The following is a 16,585-nucleotide window of genomic DNA, read 5'->3' on the forward strand; positions in this document are numbered from 1 at the left end:
GGAACGATCCGCATGACTGTTTTTATTATTCCAAACACGACAAAACCGCGGGCTCGGACTGTAACCGCTCAGGCTGTACGAATTCTGCACAGTGCCGGCGCTGATGTGATCCTGGCCATCGGATCTGATGTGGAAACTTTGCCCGGTGTACGCTACATGCCCAAAGATCAGGCATTTACCGAATGTGATGTGGTGATTACCGTGGGCGGCGATGGTACAATCCTTCACACCGCCAAGGATTGTCTGGAATACAACAAACCGATTCTGGGCATCAATCTGGGTCGAATGGGTTTTTTGGCCACCTGCGAAGTGAACGAGATGCAAGCCAAGCTTACCCGGCTTGCCAAGGGGCAGTTTCAATGCGATAAGCGCATGCTTTTGAACGCTATTGTGGATGATGATGTGTCCCACGCACAAACCGCTTTAAATGATGTGGTTATTTACAAAGGGCATCGGCTTCAGACCATTGATTTTAACATCTACTGCGATGCCATTCTGGTGAATCATTGTTCCGGTGATGGTGTGATTGTTTCTACACCAACCGGGTCTACTGCCTATTCGCTTTCCGCCGGGGGACCGATTCTGGACGCACATATCGAAGGTATCGTGGTCAGCATGATCTGCGCTCACAGTCTGCATCAGCCATCCATGGTTTTTGCAGCTGACCGTTGCATCCGCATTGAAGTGAATGCAAAAGGGCGAAACGAGATTTTCATCAGCACGGATGGGGAAGAGGAACGCTCTCTGCGGGACGGAGGTCATGTGGAAGTGGAGCTTTCCCGCCAAAGTATTCGTCTGGTCACCTTTAGCCTGGCTGATCAGTTTGACGCTATCGACAGAAAATTACGAGGGAGGTAACGCCGGTGAAAGGTGAACGCCATAATAAAATTCTTGAATTGATCCAGCAACATGCAATCGACCGGCAGGAGGATCTGCTGCGCTATTTGAAGGATGCCGGCTTCCAGGTCACGCAGGCCACGGTATCCCGAGACATCCGGGAACTGCACCTGGTGAAAGTTGCAGCGGGCGGCGGACAGTATCGTTATGTATCCGCAGCTGCAGCCAGCAGCCAGCAGGTGCATTCTCCTGGCCGGTTTGAAATGATCTTTCGGGAGTCTGTGCTTAAAATCGACTATGCAGGTCACACCGTTCTGGTCAAATGCTTTTCGGGCATGGCCAACGCTGCCTGTGAGCTGTTTGATTCCATGAAATGGGAGGAAGAGGTTGTTGGCACCCTTTCCGGCGACGATACCTTCCTGATCTTGATGCGCACTGAGGCAGATGCTCAGCACCTGTGCCAGACCCTGAGTCAGTACGTGGCCAAACGCTGAGCAGAACGCAATCACAGGAAGGATTGATCAGGCTCAATGTTAACCTCATTACGAATCGAAAATGTTGCGGTAATTGAAAAAGTTCAGGTACAGTTCACCGCCGGACTGAATGTTCTGACCGGCGAAACCGGTGCCGGTAAATCGATTCTGATCGATTCCATCAGCGCCATTCTGGGCAACCGGATTAGCCGTGATCTGGTGCGTACCGGTGCGCCGAAAGCCTGTATCTGGGCCACCTTTGATCAGTTGCCCAAACAGGTGAAGATGCAGCTGGAGCAGGCCGGTTATGATGCAGGCGAAGAGCTGCTGATCTACCGCGAAATCACTGCGGAAGGGAAAAGCCATTGTCGCATCAATGGTATGCCCGCCACTGTATCGGTCCTTCGGGATATTACCGCCGGGTTGATCAACATCCACGGCCAGCACGATAGCCAGGGGCTGACCGACCCCGCGAAGCATCTGGGAATTCTGGATGCTTTTGCACAGAACCAAAATGAATTCAACGCCTACCGTAAGGTGTATAAAGAGCTTATTGCGGTGAAGCGGCAGGCTGATGCACTGCAGTTGGATGAAGCCGAAAAGCAGCGAAAGATGGAGCTCTTGCGTTTTCAGTTGAATGAGATTGAGGATGCCGCCTTGCAGATTGGTGAAGAAGAGCGCCTTATTTCCCGACGCCAGATTGTTTCCCATGCGCAAACCATCCTGGAGCAGATTGCTTCGGCTCACAGTGCGCTTTCCGGTGGAGATGAATTCTCCGGTGCAGCCGACCTGTTGGGAGGCGCCAACGGTTCGCTGGAGCAGGCCGCTGTTCTGGACGAATCCCTGCAGCCTCTGCAGGAGCGTTTGGCAGACCTTTATTACAGCGCCCGGGAGCTTGCAGTAGATCTGGCTTCCCGGCTGGATGACTATGGCTTTGACCCGGCTGAACTTGACCAGCTGGAGCAGCGTTTGGATACCATCTACCGGCTGAAGAACAAATATGGGGCCGATTCTGTGGAGGAACTTCTGCACATGGCAGAGAAATCCCGCGAGGAACTGGAACACATTGAGCGTGCAGACGAAACGCTGGAACAGCTGAACCAACAGAAGCAGGCTTTGTACAAGGAAGCCAAGCTTCTGGCTGAAAAACTCACCCAGACCCGTCTGAATTCGTTTGAGCGAATGGAACAACAGCTGGTGGAAGCCTGCACCTTCCTGAATATGCCCGGCACTCGTTTTGTATTGCAGCACAGTCGGGGACCTTTGGCCGGGTCCGGTCAGGATTCGGTGGAATTCTACATTTCTACCAACCTGGGCGAAGCGCCAAAGCCGCTGGCAAAAATCGCATCCGGTGGCGAGCTTTCCCGTATCATGCTGGCACTGAAGAGCGCACTGGCAGAAAAGGACGCCATCCCCACTGTTATTTACGATGAGATCGACACCGGTGTTTCCGGTCTTGCCGCCGGGCGAATCGGCGAAAAGCTTCGCCAGACCTCCAAGGGTCGGCAGGTGCTGTGCATCACCCATACCGCACAGATCGCCGCACTGGCCACCAGCCATCTGCTGATTCAGAAAAACGTGGAAGGGCAGCGCACCTTTACCCAGATTCACCCGCTGGACCAGGCAGGTCGCGTACAGGAGCTGGCACGCATCATTTCCGGCGACCACATCACCGATCTGAGCCTGGCCAACGCCCGGGAAATGCTGTCGCTCTAACCCTTGACAACGCAAATGCTTTGCGCTATACTGCTAAATATCAAATGCAACGCCGGGAAAAAGTAATTGCTCCGTTTGCGGCACAGAGAAGCTCTGGTTGGTGAAAAGGGCAGCGCAGCAAGCAATGAATACCTCCCTGAGCAGCAGGCTGAACACCCTGTGGCAAGTAGGCTGTGCCGTGTGCGCCCGTTACCGCGCAGGAGTGTGCTTTTTGCACTCCGCAAGGCCCGTTTTCGCGAGAAGCGGGCGAACAGAGGTGGTACCGCGATTTTTCGCCCTCTGCCAAATTCAATTTTGGCAGAGGGCTTTTTCTATGCCTTTTGCCGCAAAGACACAGGAGGAGAATACACATGACTTTGTACGACGAGCTGGTTGCCCGCGGCCTGGTTGCTCAGGTGACCGACGAGGAAGAAATCAAGGACCTGATCAACAATGGTAAGGCTACCTTCTACATCGGCTTTGACCCCACTGCTGATTCTCTGCATGTGGGTCATTTTATGGCCCTGAACCTGATGCGCCGGATGCAGCGTGCGGGCAATCGCCCCATCGCGCTGATCGGCGGTGGCACCGCCATGGTTGGTGACCCTTCCGGCCGTACCGACATGCGCAGCATGATGACCACCGAGACCATCCAGCACAACTGCGAGTGCTTCAAAAAGCAGATGAGCAAGTTCATCGACTTCTCGGACGGCAAAGCTCTGATGCTGAACAACGCCGACTGGCTGATGAAGCTGAACTACATCGAGCTGCTGCGGGAAGTAGGTCCCTGCTTCTCGGTCAATAACATGCTTCGTGCGGAATGCTACAAGCAGCGCATGGAGAAGGGCCTGTCCTTCCTGGAATTCAACTACATGATCATGCAGTCCTACGACTTCTATCACATGTTCCAGGAGCTGGGCTGCAATCTGCAGTGCGGTGGCGACGATCAGTGGTCCAACATGCTGGGCGGTACCGAACTGATCCGCCGCAAGCTGGGCAAGGATGCCTACGCCATGACCATCACTCTGCTGCTCACCTCGGAGGGCAAGAAGATGGGCAAAACCCAGAAGGGCGCTGTATGGCTTGATCCCGAGAAGACCAGCCCCTACGAATTCTATCAGTACTGGCGCAATGTGGATGACGCCGATGTGATCAAGTGCCTGCGCATGCTCACCGATGTTCCCCTGGAGGAGATCGACGCAATGGCTGATTGGGAAGGCAGCCAGCTGAACAAGGCGAAAGAGCTGCTGGCTTTCGAGCTGACCAAGCTGGTTCACAACGAAGAGGAAGCCACCAAGGCACAGGAGACCGCCCGCGGTCTGTTCAGTGGCGCTGCCGACATGGCCAACATGCCCAGCACCACTCTGACCGCCGATCAGCTGCAGGATGGCCGCATCGGCATTCTGGACCTGATGATGGCTGCCAAGCTGGTTCCCAGCAAGCGTGAAGCCCGTCAGCTGATCCAGCAGGGCGGCATTCTGCTGGACGGCGAAAAGGTTTCTGATCCCACTCTTCCCGTTACTGCTGAGCAGCTGGAAAACGGCGTTGTGATCAAGAAGGGCAAAAAGACCTACCACAAGGTTCAGCTGTAAGCGCTGCCTCAGACAACGTAACTTTTTATTAAGAAAGGGCCGGAGCAAAATGCTCCGGCCCTTTCTGTCATTCGCAAATTTTTGATTTACTCGGGAAGCACCAGGAATTCCGAGTCTACATTTTCCTGAAGCATGGATGTAATATAGCTGAGCGAAAAGCCCGGGAAATTACCACGCACACCATGTGCGGAGGCAAGCTCATCGGTATAATCCCGGAGCAGATACATCCGGATATTGGCATAATGTGCGTCATAGTGATTGACCGTCGGATAGAACAACGGCTCTCGAATCACCGTGCTGGCCGTGCCGTCCGGCTGGGTGGTTTTTTCTACTGTGAACGTGAGAATCATCCCCACCATTGTATCGGCCGTGGACTGTGCGTTCAAAAAATTCCCCAGGGAATAGGCCACAAAAGCCTGCCGCCCATCCGCTGCTGTAAGCCACTGCGCAGTCTGCACCACATGGGGATGGGTACCGATGATCACATCGGCACCCCAATCGGCCATTTTCTGCGCCAGATCTTTCTGCGCCTGTGTGACCGAGTGGCTGCCCTCCACACCCCAGTGCACGCTGACCACCACCAGATCCGCCTCGCTGCGGGCTTGCTCCAGAAGCTGCTGCATCACATCCAGCTCACTGGTATAGATCACATGGGAAGGTGCATTGGCAGGTGTATTGATTCCATTGGTATGTTCCGTAAATCCCAGGTAAGCGATTCTTACGCCATCCACTGTCTGAATCACCGGTGCAGTGGCATCATCCGTATACAGCCCGGCGGTTGTCACATCCTCCGGCATAGCAGCCCAGAAGTCCGTGGTTGCCTGCAGGCCCTGCGCGCCTTTATCGTAGGTGTGGTTGTTGGACAGGTTGAACACCCGGAACCCCAGGTCATACAGCTGCCGTCCCATGTCTCCGGGCGTGGAGAAGCACGGATAGGTGCTGGGCTCAAGTGTATCGGTCACCAGTGTTTCCTGGTTGATCCAGTTCACATCAAAATCGCTGAAAAAGGACTTTACATTCTCGTAGCAATAGGAAAAATCATAACCGTCCGCTCCATTTGCCTGTGCTCGCCGTTTTGCCTGCTCATAGATACCATTGTGAATCAGATTGTCACCAGTGGCGGAAAAACGAAGCGTCTGTATCTGCGGGCCGGGCGTTGGGGTAGGGGAGGGAAGTGCTTCCTGCTCCAGCGTTGATTGGGCAAATGCAGGCTGTGCCTCCGTGCTGTTTTGGAAAAACCATACCGCACAAAGCAGCAGGCAGCATATAGAAAGCACCATCAGAACGGCAGCAATCGTACGTTTCATAATAACCTCACAGCAGAGACCGCATCAAATCCTTCATATCGTAAAGACCATTTTTCTGACTGGTGAGAAAAACCGCCGCATTGATCGCGCCATTGGCAAAGACCGCACGAGACCCGGCGCTGTGAGAGAGTGTGATGACCTCATCCGGACCGCAGAACAGAATGTCATGGTCACCCACAATGCTGCCGCCGCGAATCGCATGCAGACCCATCTCGTGGGGATCACGCTTCTGGCGCACGGAATGACGGTCATAAACATAGTGATATCGATTACCAGTGGCTTCATTGATCTCGTCTGCCAGAAGCAGGGCAGTTCCGCTGGGAGCATCCACCTTATTATGATGATGCTTTTCGATGATTTCAATGTCATAGTCCATCCCCAGTGCCTGCGCAGCTTTCTGCGCCAGCTCTGCCAGCAGGTTGATCCCCATGGACATGTTGGCGCTCTTGAAAACCGGAGCTTTTCCCGCGGTCTGCTGAATCAGCTCACCGCATTCCCCATCCAGTCCGGTGGTGCATACCACACAGGCGGTACTGGTGCTCTGGCAATAGCGCAGCATGGATTTGGTGGCCTCGGGGGTGGAGAAATCGATGATCACATCTGCCTTCACGTTCAGCTCCTCCAGGCTGGCCGCCACAGGAATCGGGCCGCTCTGCGCGGAAACATCCACACCGCCTACAATTCGGCAGTCATCCCGCTGAGCAATCAGCTCACACAGCACCTTGCCCATCCGTCCATTGATGCCTTGAATGATAATATCCGTCATTTTTCGTGCTCCCTTTTGTAAAAATGCCCGACGGAAGCGCAGGTGCGGCAAACAGCTTACGCCGTTGCTTCTGCGGCCAGCCGCCGGGCAGAAAAGTTATAAAGTTGTAGTAGGCTTGATCCGAATCAAAGCAGACCAGTATCCCGCAATGTTTTTTCGATTCGGACCAGATTTGCTTCGCTGGGCTCAACCAGGGGCAACCGGCAATCACCGGCATCCCAGCCCAGCATATTCATTGCAGCCTTCACGGGGATCGGGTTCACATCGCAGAACAGCGCACTGCACAGCTCATTGAGCTCCAGCTGCATGGCCGCACTCTCTTTGATTTTGCCGTCAAACCAGAGCTGGCACATCTGGTGCATCTGAGCGGGAGCCACATTGGCGGCCACCGAAATCACACCCTTGCCGCCAACCGAGAGCAGGGGAACCACTTGATCGTCATTGCCGGAATACAGGGGCAGCTCCTCGCCGCACAGCGCGGCGATCCGTACCACCTGGGCAATGTTGCCGCTGGCTTCCTTGAGGCCCCGGATCATGGGATGACGGGAAAGCTCTAGCGCGGTTTCCGGCTGAATGTTCACCCCGGTACGGGATGGTACATTGTAGATGATGGCAGGCAGATCGGTGGAATCCGCAATCGTGAAAAAACTCTTTACAAGCCCGGCCTGACTGGTCTTGTTGTAGTAGGGGGTAACCAGCAGAAGCGCATCCGCACCCCGTGCAGCGGCTTCCTTGGACATCATCACCGCATGGGCAGTATTGTTGGAGCCGGTCCCGGCAATTACCGGAACCCGACCCTGGGCCGCCTCTACCACGCAGCGGATACATTCCAGATGCTCATCATCCTCCAGGGTTGCGGATTCACCCGTGGTCCCACACACGACCAGCGCGTCCGTGCCGCTTTCCACCTGAAATTCAGCCATCTTTTTCAATTCCGCAAAATTCACGGAGCCATCGTCGCACATCGGGGTAATCATGGCAACCGCACTTCCGGTGAAAATAAGCTCTTTCATCGCTGTCATCTCCTTTGTTCAAATCAAATTGGTTCAATCAATCCAGATAGCCCTTGGCCGCCAGCAGCTCTGCCAGCAGCACGCCGCCGCCGGCAGCGCCCCGCAGGGTATTGTGGGAAAGGCATACAAACTTGTAATCATACTGGGTATCTTCGCGCAGACGGCCGATAGATACCGCCATACCGTTTTCCAGGTTCCGGTCCAGCTTGGTCTGCGGGCGGTCGTTTTCCTCAAAATAGTGCAGGAACTGCTTGGGTGCACTGGGCAGCTCCAAACGCTGTGCCTCGCCCTGGAATGCAGCCCACCGCTCCAGAATCTGCTCCTTGGTAGGCTTCTTCTCGAAGCTCATGAACACGGCAGCCATATGGCCGTCGGAAACGGGGATGCGCAGGCACTGGGCAGTGATGGCAGGGGAGGCAGCCTTCACAATACGGTCACCCTCCACATGGCCCCACAACTTCAGAGGCTCCTGTTCGCTCTTCTCCTCCTCGCCACCGATGTAGGGGATGCAGTTATCCACCATCTCCGGCCAGGTCTCAAAGGTCTTACCCGCACCGGAAATTGCCTGATAGGTGCATACCAGCACATTTTTCAGGCCGAACTCTTCCCGCAGGGGATGAAGCGCAGGAACATAGCTCTGCAGCGAGCAATTGGACTTCACGGCAATGAAACCACGGGTGGTGCCCAGGCGGCGGCGCTGGGCCTCGATGATCTGAGCGTGATCGGCGTTGATCTCCGGCACGATCATAGGCACATCATCGGTAAACCGGTTGGCACTGTTGTTGGAAATCACCGGGCATTCTGCCTTGGCGTATGCTTCCTCCAGGGCCTTGATCTCATCCTTCTTCATGTCCACAGCGCAGAATACGAAGTCCACCTTCTGGGCAACTTCTTCCACGTGGGAAGCATCCATCACCACAAGCTTTGCAGCATTCTGCGGCATCGGAGTAGGCATGGCCCAGCGGGCACCGACTGCTTCCTCGTAGGTCTTACCCGCAGAACGGGGAGAGGCAGCCACAACGACCAGCTCGAACCAAGGATGATTCTCCAACAAGGAAACAAACCGCTGACCGACCATTCCGGTGGCGCCAACCACACCAACTTGATACTTTTTCATCGCTTACATCATCCTTTCCGTTTCCCTCCCGGCATTTTCTATTCTATGCCGGCCCCCTTTGGGGTTATATCCGAGCAATTGTGCCGGATATAAAAAAAAACCGGCTTGAAAACCGGCAACGTATGCAATATAATAAATTAGATTGCATAACACATGCACAGCGTTTCTGTGCTTTGTTCTAACTATAGCATTGCCGGCAGGTAATGTCAATGTAAGGAGAGGCAATATTTCTATGCTGAAAAAAGATTTCTGGTTCGACCTGCCGCAGGAACTGATTGCGCAGGAACCCTGCAGCCCCCGCGATGCCGCCCGGCTGATGTGCCTGGACCGTTCCAACGATCAGATCCAGCACCGTATTTTCCGGGATCTGGTGGATCTTCTGGAGCCCGGCGACCTTCTGGTGGTGAACAATTCCAAGGTGTTGCCCGCCCGTCTGATCGGCCAAAAGGAGCACACCGGCGCAGTGTGTGAGCTGCTTCTGCTGCGGCAGGAAAGCAACGACGTTTGGGAGTGCCTGGCGCGCCCCGGTAAACGTCTCAAACCCGGCATGCGCATCCTGTTTGGTGACAGCTCCCTGATTGCCACGATTCAGGAGACCAAAGAGGACGGCAACAAGCTGGTTTCCTTCGAGTACAACACCCAGACCCTTTATGAAAAGCTGGACGAGTTCGGCAAGATGCCGCTTCCTCCTTATATTACCAAGCAGCTGGAGGATCAAAGTCAGTACCAGACCGTATACGCCAAGGAACTGGGCAGTGCAGCGGCACCTACCGCAGGTCTGCATTTCACCCCGGAACTGATGCAGAAGCTGAAGGAGAAGGGGATCGGCATCACTGAGGTTACCCTGCATGTGGGCCTTGGTACCTTCCGCCCGGTCAAGGAGGACGAGATTGAGGATCACCTGATGCACTCGGAGTGGTACAGTGTGAGTGAGGAGACCGCTCGACTCATCAATGAAACCAAGGAAGCCGGTCACCGAGTTATTGCCGTCGGCACCACCAGCTGCCGCACTCTGGAATCGGTGGCTGCCAAATACGGCAAAATCCAGGCCTGCAGCGGTGACACCAGCATCTTCCTGTATCCCGGCTGTAAGTTCCTGTGTCTGGATGGCCTGATTACCAATTTCCATCTGCCGGAAAGCACCCTGATCATGCTGGTCAGCGCCTTTTACGGCTACGACAAAACCATGGCAGCCTACAAGACCGCTGTGGAGCAGCGTTACCGCTTTTTCAGCTTTGGCGATGCCATGCTGATTCTTTGATTGTATAACTTATTCAGAAAGGAGCTCGGTTTATGCCCTATCGCTTGCTGAAAACCGAACACAACGCCCGGCGGGGCGAATTCGAAACCGTTCACGGCACCGTTCAGACCCCCGCATTCATGAACGTTGCCACGGCAGCCGCCATCAAAGGTGGTCTGAGCGCGTTCGATCTGAAAGACATCCATTGTCAGGTCATGCTGTGCAATACCTACCATCTGCATCTACGGCCCGGCGATAAGCTGGTAGCCGAGATGGGCGGTCTGCACAAGTTCACCCGCTGGGATGGTCCGATCCTCACCGACAGCGGCGGATTCCAGGTATTCAGCCTTTCCAAGCTGCGCAAAATCACCGAGGAGGGCGTTACCTTCAACTCCCATCTGGACGGCCATAAGATCTTTATGGGTCCGGAGGAAAGCATGCAGATCCAGGCCAACCTGGGTTCCACCATTGCGATGGCCTTTGATGAATGCGTAGAAAACCCGGCGGAGTATAAATACTCCAAGGCCAGCTGTGATCGTACTGTCCGCTGGCTCAAGCGCTGCAAGGCTGAAATGGAGCGCCTGAAGCGGGAAGGCTTGGCAGTCAACCCGGATCAGATGCTGTTTGGCATCAACCAGGGCTGCACCTATGAAGACCTGCGTGTGGAACACATGAAGCAGATTGCCGAGCTGGATCTGGATGGCTATGCCATTGGTGGACTGGCTGTAGGTGAACCCGCCGAGGATATGTATCGCATCATCTCTGCGGTAGAGCCTCACATGCCCAAGGATAAGATTCGCTACCTGATGGGTGTGGGCACTCCCGGCAACATCATCGAAGCGGTTTCCCGCGGTGTTGACCTGTTCGACTGCGTCATGCCCAGCCGCAATGCTCGCCACGGTCATCTGAACACCTGGAGCGGCATCATCAACATCAAAAACCTGAAGTACCAGAAGGACGAAAGCCCCATTGATCCGGAATGCGATTGCCCGGTCTGCCGCAACTTCAGCCGCGCTTATCTGCGCCACCTGTTCAAGGCGGATGAGATGCTGGGCATGCGCCTCGGTGTGATGCACAACCTGTATTTCTACAACCGGCTGATGGAGCGCATCCGTCAGGCTCTGGACGAAGGTAACTTCCAGGAATTCCATGACCGTTATGTGACCCTGCTGGATACCCGCATCTGACCAAATCTTCCCGTCCACAGGCTTGCATATCCGCTCGTTATCCGCTATAATAAACTTATTCGATTGAATTCGAGAGGAGTTTACAAACACATGGCACTGAATCTTTTGAGCACTTCCACCGACGCAATTTCCTTCTATAGCCCGTTCATCATGATCCTGGTCATGGTGCTGTTCATGTGGCTGTTCATCTACCGGCCCCAGAAGAAGCAGCAGCAGAAAGAGACCGAGATGCGCAACTCTCTGGAGATCGGCGATGAGGTTACCACCATCGGCGGTATCGTTGGCCGCGTGGTTGCCATCAAAGAGGACACCTTCGTTCTGGAGACCGGCAGCGATCGCACTAAGATCCGTTTCCGCCGTGCTGCGATCCAGTCCATCGAGAAGCTGAACATGGAAGCTACTCAGACTTCTTCCAAGTAAGCACGCATATAAAAACACCCTCTGCATAGAAATAGTGCAGGGGGTGTTTTTTCTATGCAAAAACGGACATCTGCTGAACACGCAGGCAAACAATTGCTGTTTTCCATCCTTTTTTCTGCAGGAACCGGTGCATTTGTCTGCGCCGGGGCACTTTGTTTTTTGGCCAAAATGATCGTTGCCGCGCAGCCATCCGCCTGGTGGGCAATTCCCATGTCCGCCATTGCCGTTATGGCGGGCTGCTTTGTAAGCGGATACTTTCTGGCCCGGCGGATAGGGCAGAATGGTCTGTTCTGCGGGCTGTGCTGTGGGCTTTTTTTCTTTTTGATCTTCCTTCTCGCTGCAATGTTAAACGGCAGCTATGAGTATACCGCTTTTGCCGCCATCAAATGCGTGTGCTACAGCCTTGCAGGTGCTTTGGGCGGATATGTCGGCTTACTTTCCAGCGAGCGCACAAAACGAAAAATGCATGCTGTGCGCTAATAAAAAGAACCAGGGTGATTGCCCTGGTTCTTTTTATTGAATCCACCGCATAAAATAGTCCCAAAGAAATTGTAAAGAGGGACAAGCTTATGTGGACGTATCGAAATGAACAGGCATCCAATTCCGCAGCAATCGCAAATTCATCTGCACACACTTCTGCGAAAGCACCTTTCTCCGAAAAGGCATTCCAAAAAGGCTCTCACATCCCGGTAATGACCATCGAAAAAGCTTCACGTTCTCAACGTGCTATTCGTCCCCAAAAGCGATTCGGAGCGTTTGCGTTTGGGGCACTGGTATACCTGACCGGCGTGCTGCTGGGCTCTCTCTGGCGCCCTGATCCAGACAGCTGGCTGTGGAACTATGCCCAGCACTATGTGGAGCTTCAAATCACCCGGCATCTGGAGCATCAGGTCACTCCGATCTTCTGTGCACAATTTCTGGCATTGCTGCTCCAGTTGATGCTGACCGCTCTGGCCGGCTTCTGTGTGTTCGGCGTCGCACTGCTGCCCGTACTCATCCTTTTAAAAGGAATTGGGGTAGGCTTTTTCACCGCCTGCCTGTATCTAGAATATGGTCTCGCGCAGGGAGCCGGCATGGAGCTCCTTCTTTTCTTTTTTCCGCAGCTTCTGGGGCTGTTTCTGCTGCTCAGTCAAAGTACTGCTGCGTGGCACCTTTCCCGTGAGCTTCTGGCCGTGTGTATACATAACCGGGGTACTCGACCCTTAACGGAAAGCAAACGCGTTTTAAGCAGGCTTCTGCTTTGCTGCTGTGCCTCTTTGTTGCCCTGTATTCTTTCCTGTATATGCTCCGTTCTTTTTGCCGGATTATTCCTGGCCTGACAGCTCATCCTCCAGCTCTTCAAACAGCTCCGGAACCTCCGGCACGTCGGGCTCATCCTCAAGCTCTTCCTGCGGCATAGGCATATCCTTTTTCTGGGTAAATTCCACACGGGAAAGGGGAGTTGAGCTGGCAGCCGTGCGCAGCTTTTCCGTGTTGATGTGCGTGTAGATTTCCGTGGTGGAAACATGCTCGTGGCCCAGAATCTCTTTCAACTCCAGCATATCCACATTACCATGACGGTACATCAGCGTTGCTGCGGTATGCCGTAGTTTATGCGGTGAATAGCCTTTACCGGAAAGCCCGGCCAGCTTCAGGCAGCGCTCCACGATCTGCTCCACACGCCGCGCACCAATGCGTTTTCCGGTTCTGCGGGATACAAAAAGCGCATCTTTATCCTGAAGATTCATCAGCTTTGCCCGGGCGGCACAGTATCGTTCCAGTGCATGAACGCACGCCTGATTCAGATACACCAGCCGTTCTTTGTTGCCTTTGCCCACGATTCTGATGGTATCCTCCTGAAAATCACTCATGTTGATGCCCACCAGCTCCACCAAACGCATGCCGCAATTGAGAAAAAGGGTGATGATGCAGTAATCCCGTTCATAAAAGTCGCTTTGTATGTTTTTTAACAATTCCATACTTTCTTCCAGCGACAGATACTTCGGTAGCGCACGCTTGGTCGTGGGTACCGATACATCCTTCGCCGGATCATTGCTCAGCCGGTTGGCCTTAACCGTAAGGAAACGGTAAAGGCTCTTCACGGCGCTGAGCTTGCGCGCCCGGGCTGCTGGTTCGTTGAGCCGCTCATTTTTCAGAAAATACAGGTATTCATAGATGTCGCTGGTAGTAATGGAGCCGATGAAATCCAAATCCAGGCCGGATATATTGATCTCGTCAAAATCCGTATCCGGGGCCAAACCGCGATAACGCATCATGAAACGGAAAAAGGTACGAAGATCAATGTAGTAGCCATTGACTGTGCGCGGCGAGCGATTCAGAATTGCGCCGAGATAATTCAAAAAGTCCCGAACATCCCGCGGAATATCATCATACGGCGCATGACGATTTGGATGAAGCGGATTGATGTAAGTGCTCATAAGATAATCACATCCCAAAGTAAACTGACCATATTATTATAACAGAAACATTTGAATTTGTTTTTCATAAAAACAATGATTTTGCATCCAATTAATGCAACAGTCTGCAAACGGCCAATCTGAGCGTCGACGGCTCAGAACGGACCTAACCACAAGAAGCACCGCTTTTTCGCTCCCCTCTATTTCGCTAAATTTGCATTTAGCGAAATACTATGTGAGCCAAAAATATAGGCCCCTGCCCTGCATCTCCCGCAGGCTCTGGCCCGTCGCTGTCTTTAACCATACTTGCTGTCAGTCCCTCAAGTTTCTAAATTGATTTTTTGTTTCAGTGGCGCCGGCAATACATATCTGCATTCCGGCGCCGCTGATTCTTTTTGTTATTTAATTGCCTGAATGGCATCCCGGATATACGAAACGCCGACCAGCTCCATATCCGAAAACTCACTGAGCTCCAGCTGCTTCAAGCTGTGCTTCGGCACGATGGCTTTCGTAAAACCGATTCGCTGTGCCTCCCTCAGCCGGTTTTCCAGAAACGTTACGTTGCGGATTTCTCCGGCCAGACCAACCTCGCCGATGGCGATGGTCTTATCCCCAATGGGCTTGTCCATCAGCGCCGAAGCCATTGCCAAACAGACCGCAAGATCACAGGCCGTCTCATTCAGATCCAAACCGCCCACAATATTGATGTAGACGTCCAGATTCGCAAAGAAGTACCCTGCCCGCTTTTCCAGTACCGCAAGCAACAGATTTGTCCGGTTGAAATCAAAGCCACTGGCGGCACGGCGCGGCGTGCCGAATCCGCTTTTCGTTACAAGGGCCTGTACCTCGCTCAGAATGGGCCTGGTGCCTTCCATGGTACAGGCAACGCAGTTTCCGCTGATGCCCAACGGACGGCCATCCAGAAGCAGCTGAGAGGGGTTCTCGATCTCAGTCAGACCGGTTCCCGTCATATCAAACATACCGATCTCGTTAGTGGAGCCATAGCGGTTTTTTACGCCCCGCAGAATTCGATACGGAAGGGTCTTATCCCCTTCGAAATATAGCACGGTATCCACGATGTGTTCCATGACCTTGGGGCCTGCAATTGCGCCATCCTTGTTTACGTGACCCACAATGAAAGTCGGGATCTCGCAGCTCTTTGCCACAGCCAGCAATCTGGCGGAGCATTCCTTCACCTGAGAAACACTGCCCGCAGACGAAGATACATCTGAGCAGTGCATTGTCTGGATGGAGTCGATCACCACCAGATCCGGACGCATCTGTTCTATCAGCCCACAAATCTCATCAATCTCTGTCTCTGCCACCAGACTGATGTTTTCCTGGGCAACACGCAGCCGGTTGGCACGCAGCTTGATCTGGCGGGTGGATTCCTCGCCGGTCACATACAAAACATGGTGGCTGCCAGAAATCGCACCGCACAGCTGCAGGAGCAAAGTGGATTTACCCGCGCCGGGCTCACCGCCCAGCAGAACCACACTGCCCAGAACGATACCACCGCCCAGAACCCGGTCCAGCTCATGAATTCCGGTTACAATGCGGCTTTTTTCCTCATCGGTGCTGATATCCGCCAGGCGGTCCGCCTTGAGGGAGGTTTGTCCCTGCACACGGCCGGTCGCCACACTTGCGCTTCGCTTTGACGCTGTGGATTTGCTTTCCACCATGACCACATCCTCGGTCATGGTATTCCATTCACCGCAGGAGGGGCAGCGCCCCATCCAGCGGGGACTGGTTTCCCCACAGTTGGAGCAGACATAAATGGATTTCAGTTTACCATCCTTCATTTGCCGGTATTCCCTCTCTGCTTAATATCCGAACACACCTTCCAGGGATTCATCCTGATCGATCCAGTCCTGCACCTCAATCACCCGATATTCATCCTTGGTGTCACGAATATAGACCCGCTCAATGCCCGCGTTGATGATCATTCGCTTACACATGGAACAACTGTTAGCGCTTTGTACATAGTCTTTGGTGGCCATATCGATGCCCACCAGATACAGCTGACTGCCCAGCATCTTATCGCGAGGCGCACTGATGATCGCGTTCGCTTCCGCATGTACACTGCGGCAGACCTCATAGCGCTCTCCACGGGGAATCTGAAGCTTCTGGCGGATGCACACGTTCAGATCGCTGCAGTTCTTTCTGCCTCGGGGAGCACCCACATAACCGGTGGAGATCACCTCGTCGTTTTTTACGATCACTGCACCGTAATTCCGACGCAGGCAGGTCCCTCGCTGCAAAACGATCTCTGCAAGATCCAGATAGTAATTGATTTTATCGCGGCGCTCCATTGGCAACCCCTCCCCAATTTATTTAATAGTAGTATTATAGCATAGCTGCCAGTCGGTTAAAAGCACCGGCAGACCAAACCTCTTTTTGCAGGCAACAAAAAATCCCGGCTGCAACTGCAACCGGGATCTCCTGGAGGTGCTGACCAGATTTGAACTGGTGAATGAAGGTTTTGCAGACCTTTGCCTTACCACTTGGCCACAGCACCAAAAAAATGGAGCGGCTTACGAGG

General features: G+C 53.7%; 16 protein-coding genes, 1 tRNA gene and 1 other annotated feature. Of the genes, 9 read left to right on the forward strand and 8 right to left on the reverse strand.

The features are described 5' to 3' along the window. The first annotated feature begins 12 nt into the window (after nt 1-12). The 4 genes from J7G73_RS02540 to tyrS all read left to right on the forward strand — a co-directional run bounded on the left by J7G73_RS02540 (nt 13) and on the right by tyrS (nt 4,597). On the forward strand, nt 13-858 hold the full coding sequence (locus tag J7G73_RS02540; RefSeq protein WP_087293510.1) for an NAD(+)/NADH kinase: 846 nt from the start codon (nt 13-15) through the stop codon (nt 856-858). Between the two features lie 5 nt (nt 859-863). After that, nucleotides 864-1,331 (forward strand): arginine repressor, encoded by a 468-nt coding sequence (locus J7G73_RS02545; protein ID WP_087293512.1) that lies wholly within the window; start codon nt 864-866, stop codon nt 1,329-1,331. Nucleotides 1,332-1,367: 36 nt separating this feature from the next. Further along, complete coding sequence (gene recN, locus J7G73_RS02550) at nt 1,368-3,026, forward strand: DNA repair protein RecN (protein ID WP_291245104.1); 1,659 nt, start codon at nt 1,368-1,370, stop codon at nt 3,024-3,026. 40 nt (nt 3,027-3,066) lie between these two features. Beyond that, nucleotides 3,067-3,309, forward strand: a binding site (T-box leader). Between the two features lie 67 nt (nt 3,310-3,376). Continuing rightward, complete coding sequence (gene tyrS, locus J7G73_RS02555) at nt 3,377-4,597, forward strand: tyrosine--tRNA ligase (RefSeq protein WP_291245105.1); 1,221 nt, start codon at nt 3,377-3,379, stop codon at nt 4,595-4,597. An 86-nt stretch (nt 4,598-4,683) separates the two neighbouring features. On the opposite strand, the gene J7G73_RS02560 is transcribed toward tyrS, so the two are convergent. The 4 genes from J7G73_RS02560 to asd form a co-directional block, all read right to left on the reverse strand. Beyond that, nucleotides 4,684-5,904 carry a CapA family protein gene (locus J7G73_RS02560; protein ID WP_291245106.1) on the reverse strand — a complete coding sequence of 407 codons (1,221 nt, stop codon included), beginning with the start codon at nt 5,902-5,904 and terminating at the stop codon, nt 4,684-4,686. A 7-nt stretch (nt 5,905-5,911) separates the two neighbouring features. Next, nucleotides 5,912-6,670 carry a 4-hydroxy-tetrahydrodipicolinate reductase gene (gene dapB / locus J7G73_RS02565; protein WP_291245107.1) on the reverse strand — a complete coding sequence of 253 codons (759 nt, stop codon included), beginning with the start codon at nt 6,668-6,670 and terminating at the stop codon, nt 5,912-5,914. Between the two features lie 125 nt (nt 6,671-6,795). Then, nucleotides 6,796-7,683 carry a 4-hydroxy-tetrahydrodipicolinate synthase gene (dapA, locus tag J7G73_RS02570; RefSeq protein WP_291245108.1) on the reverse strand — a complete coding sequence of 296 codons (888 nt, stop codon included), beginning with the start codon at nt 7,681-7,683 and terminating at the stop codon, nt 6,796-6,798. Between the two features lie 37 nt (nt 7,684-7,720). Next, nucleotides 7,721-8,800, reverse strand: a complete 1,080-nt coding sequence (gene asd, locus J7G73_RS02575; RefSeq protein ID WP_087293522.1) for an aspartate-semialdehyde dehydrogenase — start codon at nt 8,798-8,800, stop codon at nt 7,721-7,723. A gap of 232 nt (nt 8,801-9,032) precedes the next feature. Between asd and queA the strand changes: the two genes are divergently transcribed. The 5 genes from queA (at nt 9,033) to J7G73_RS02600 (ending at nt 12,966) form a co-directional block, all read left to right on the forward strand. Next, on the forward strand, nt 9,033-10,061 hold the full coding sequence (gene queA, locus J7G73_RS02580; RefSeq protein WP_291245109.1) for a tRNA preQ1(34) S-adenosylmethionine ribosyltransferase-isomerase QueA: 1,029 nt from the start codon (nt 9,033-9,035) through the stop codon (nt 10,059-10,061). 32 nt (nt 10,062-10,093) lie between these two features. Further along, a complete protein-coding gene (tgt, locus tag J7G73_RS02585) occupies nt 10,094-11,227 on the forward strand; it encodes a tRNA guanosine(34) transglycosylase Tgt (protein WP_291245110.1) in 1,134 nt (377 codons plus the stop codon). Nucleotides 11,228-11,317: 90 nt separating this feature from the next. Beyond that, a complete protein-coding gene (yajC, locus tag J7G73_RS02590) occupies nt 11,318-11,647 on the forward strand; it encodes a preprotein translocase subunit YajC (protein WP_206406354.1) in 330 nt (109 codons plus the stop codon). A 54-nt stretch (nt 11,648-11,701) separates the two neighbouring features. Further along, nucleotides 11,702-12,127, forward strand: coding sequence for a TIGR04086 family membrane protein (locus J7G73_RS02595; RefSeq protein ID WP_291245111.1), 426 nt, complete (start codon nt 11,702-11,704; stop codon nt 12,125-12,127). A gap of 89 nt (nt 12,128-12,216) precedes the next feature. Then, entirely contained in the window at nt 12,217-12,966 is a 750-nt protein-coding gene (locus J7G73_RS02600; protein ID WP_291245112.1) for a hypothetical protein, read from the forward strand. Here the strand turns inward: J7G73_RS02600 and J7G73_RS02605 are convergent. From J7G73_RS02605 to J7G73_RS02620, 4 genes are all read right to left on the reverse strand, one after another. Beyond that, nucleotides 12,952-14,064, reverse strand: coding sequence for a tyrosine recombinase XerC (locus J7G73_RS02605; RefSeq protein ID WP_291245113.1), 1,113 nt, complete (start codon nt 14,062-14,064; stop codon nt 12,952-12,954). The genes J7G73_RS02600 and J7G73_RS02605 overlap by 15 nt on opposite strands. A 377-nt stretch (nt 14,065-14,441) precedes the next feature. Next, entirely contained in the window at nt 14,442-15,845 is a 1,404-nt protein-coding gene (radA, locus tag J7G73_RS02610) for a DNA repair protein RadA (protein ID WP_087293544.1), read from the reverse strand. Nucleotides 15,846-15,866: 21 nt separating this feature from the next. Next, on the reverse strand, nt 15,867-16,355 hold the full coding sequence (locus J7G73_RS02615; protein ID WP_087293546.1) for a deaminase: 489 nt from the start codon (nt 16,353-16,355) through the stop codon (nt 15,867-15,869). A gap of 131 nt (nt 16,356-16,486) precedes the next feature. After that, a tRNA-Cys gene (locus J7G73_RS02620) sits at nt 16,487-16,561 on the reverse strand. Nucleotides 16,562-16,585: the final 24 nt, after the last annotated feature.

Origin of the sequence: Allofournierella sp. (assembly GCF_017889395.1) — a bacterium.
GTDB lineage: Bacteria > Bacillota > Clostridia > Oscillospirales > Ruminococcaceae > Allofournierella.

Coding starts and splice junctions, on each gene's coding strand:
- asd (WP_087293522.1), bottom strand. CDS start 8,800: ATGAAAAAGTATCAAGTTGGTGTGGTTGGCGCCACCGGAATGGTCGGT.
- J7G73_RS02605 (WP_291245113.1), bottom strand. CDS start 14,064: ATGAGCACTTACATCAATCCGCTTCATCCAAATCGTCATGCGCCGTAT.
- recN (WP_291245104.1), top strand. CDS start 1,368: ATGTTAACCTCATTACGAATCGAAAATGTTGCGGTAATTGAAAAAGTT.
- tgt (WP_291245110.1), top strand. CDS start 10,094: ATGCCCTATCGCTTGCTGAAAACCGAACACAACGCCCGGCGGGGCGAA.
- J7G73_RS02595 (WP_291245111.1), top strand. CDS start 11,702: ATGCAAAAACGGACATCTGCTGAACACGCAGGCAAACAATTGCTGTTT.
- J7G73_RS02540 (WP_087293510.1), top strand. CDS start 13: ATGACTGTTTTTATTATTCCAAACACGACAAAACCGCGGGCTCGGACT.
- queA (WP_291245109.1), top strand. CDS start 9,033: ATGCTGAAAAAAGATTTCTGGTTCGACCTGCCGCAGGAACTGATTGCG.
- dapA (WP_291245108.1), bottom strand. CDS start 7,683: ATGAAAGAGCTTATTTTCACCGGAAGTGCGGTTGCCATGATTACCCCG.
- tyrS (WP_291245105.1), top strand. CDS start 3,377: ATGACTTTGTACGACGAGCTGGTTGCCCGCGGCCTGGTTGCTCAGGTG.
- dapB (WP_291245107.1), bottom strand. CDS start 6,670: ATGACGGATATTATCATTCAAGGCATCAATGGACGGATGGGCAAGGTG.
- J7G73_RS02600 (WP_291245112.1), top strand. CDS start 12,217: ATGTGGACGTATCGAAATGAACAGGCATCCAATTCCGCAGCAATCGCA.
- J7G73_RS02615 (WP_087293546.1), bottom strand. CDS start 16,355: ATGGAGCGCCGCGATAAAATCAATTACTATCTGGATCTTGCAGAGATC.
- J7G73_RS02560 (WP_291245106.1), bottom strand. CDS start 5,904: ATGAAACGTACGATTGCTGCCGTTCTGATGGTGCTTTCTATATGCTGC.
- radA (WP_087293544.1), bottom strand. CDS start 15,845: ATGAAGGATGGTAAACTGAAATCCATTTATGTCTGCTCCAACTGTGGG.
- yajC (WP_206406354.1), top strand. CDS start 11,318: ATGGCACTGAATCTTTTGAGCACTTCCACCGACGCAATTTCCTTCTAT.